Below are 2320 nucleotides of genomic sequence, written 5' to 3'. Positions count from 1 at the left end.
ATGGAGTTGGCGCCGGCGGCGCAGGAGGCCACCACGCTCACGGTGTAGCTCGTGCCGCTGCTCAGGCCGGTGAGCACGATGGGCGAGCCGGTCGGAGCCGGCGTAACCGTCACGGGCGTGCCGCTGCCGATGGCATAGGTCACGGTGTAGCCCGAGGTGCCGGCCGGCGCGGTGAAGGTGAGCGTGGCCCCGGTCAGGGTGACGGCGCTGGCGGCCAGGTTGCTGACGGGCGTGCACGCCGGCGCGCTCGTCGATGTCGTCACCGCTTCTATCATGGGACGGTAAGTAACGGGGGTAGTGCCCGTGGCGATGTCTACCGGGGCACCGGGGTTCGTGATGGAGGCGAGGTAGTATGTATTGGTGCGAAGCGGATTCTCGGTCTGGACGCCCAGCGCATAGTATTGCGTGGTCTGGCCGGTCTGGTAAGCCTGGGCAATGCCCACAAGGAAGTCCGTGTTGACAGGGACCGCCACGGGCGTGCTGAGGGTGAAGGACGTGTAGCCGGTGCCCGCTACATCGGCAGCAGCGATGACGTAGTTGGGCGAGCGGCCGAGCACGGCGCCGGTGGTGGGGTTGAGCACGACGGCGTAGACGGTTTTGCCCACACTGCTGGCGGCGCCAGTACCGGCGTCTACCAAGAAAGCGCGCACCTGCGTGACGTTGAGCGAAGTGCCGCTGGCTGTGTATCGATTCAAGAAGGCCACGTCGCCCAACGTGGCAGAAGGTGGGTAACCCACTGCCGAAGAAGGTGCGACCGCGTCGGCATAGGAATAAGTTGAAGTATTAACCGCCTGGCTCACGCTGGCCGAGTTATTCGCATTATTGCCGTCGGCGGGTACAGATACGGTTACAGTGTTGGTACCAGTTGCTGTCGCTACGTAAGGGGCAAAAGTGACCACGGCGCTTGCTCCGGGTGCCAGCGAGGAAATGGTCTGTGAGTTGTTGAAAGTATTGGCTCCAGTCACGTCCAAGGTCACCGTCTGGGCGCTCAAGGCGGCAGTGCCATTGTTCGTTATCAGGGCTTTCACCGCGTGCGGAACACCCTGCGGAATCGGCAGTTTGGTGAGGGTGTACACGGCAGATACTGCAGCATCGTTAGCTACCGTAGGAGCAAAACGATAGGTGCGACCGGGGTCTGGCAACACAGCCTGACGTATGTTGTGGGCATTGGCAAGCGTGGCAGCTTGGTAAGGGCCAGCCAGGAATGTCGTGGTGGACCAAGCGCCAGTAGAACCCTTAGTGCCAACGATAGAGGCTGTTGGAGTTGAACCCTTGATGCCAACAGCTATGTATTTGGCATTGGCTGTGCCCGTGCCAGCCGTGGCTGTGCCATAGACAAACTCTATGAGGTTAGAGCTTTCGTACAGCTTAGCTTGGAACGAGAAGTTGGCGTATTGCGTGGTAATAACCGTTGTAATCGTAGCTGAAACCGCCTGGGGCTTGTCCGCAACATTTTTCCATTGAATGGTGCAAACGCGGTTGGGAGCAGTGCCCGTTACGGCAAATCGGTATTCAGTGCCACCCGCCGAGCCAGCGGTTAGGTCTGTATTAAACGGCGCAATTAAGTTAACGTCGGCTGCATTGGTGCCCGAAATAGGCCCAAGTTCGGGCGTTTGCGCATACGTGGGGAAAGCGGCCGCCGAAGAAGGCGCCGCGTTGCCTAAGCGGATGATGCCGTTTGTGTTCAAGACAAACTGCGTGAATGCCGTGCCATTGAAAGTGAAAGTGAACGGCAGGGTTTGTGCAGTTGAGTTGTCATCATCGGTATTGGCTGTGGCAATAGCCGTACCGTTCGTGCCGAGGTCTGTGTAGGTACCGGCAACGTTAATCGCATTGCTCGGAGCATAGTTGAACTGCGCATTGGCCGCGAACGGTAGCAGCGCTACCGGCAACCACCGGCTCGCCCGTTTCAGCTGGGTCTGTAAGCTTTTAAGCATAAGCATGGGTGAAGGGAAAAAGTGGGAAACAAAAAAGAAACGAGTGAAGAAAAAGTAAAAAGACAACAGCAAAGCTGAGTTCAAATTACGAAACAATCAAACAAACCACAAAATGCTTGAGCGGAGGCGTTGTTTTGCTAATGCATAGTGACCCCGCTGTTTAGTTACAGTTGCATGGATAGGCCGTGACGCAGACGTAGCCGCGTCTCCCGGAGAGAAGTGAGCCATAGTCAGAAAATTCACACAAAACCAAAGGTCGTTTTGCTGTCGAATTTGAAAATGGCTATAGCCTGCATTGTAGGGCGTAAAAAAGGGCTGGCCCGGGGTGGGCCAGCCCTTTTTGGGTCGTGGGGCCGGCGGGGCCCTATTCGACGACGAGGCGC

Annotated in this window: 1 protein-coding gene; it reads right to left on the bottom strand. The window is 57.7% G+C overall.

Annotated features, from left to right (window positions below):
* The coding region (locus tag JKL48_RS22785) for a fibronectin type III domain-containing protein (protein WP_201987702.1) at nt 1-1937 on the bottom strand (1937 nt) is incomplete at its 3' end.
* Nucleotides 1938-2320 lie beyond the last annotated feature (383 nt).

It is taken from the genome of Hymenobacter rubidus (assembly GCF_016734815.1).
Taxonomy (GTDB): Bacteria; Bacteroidota; Bacteroidia; order Cytophagales; family Hymenobacteraceae; genus Hymenobacter; species Hymenobacter rubidus.
Note: the sequence above shows the minus strand (reverse complement) of the source record. Positions and strands in the feature narration are given on the sequence as shown.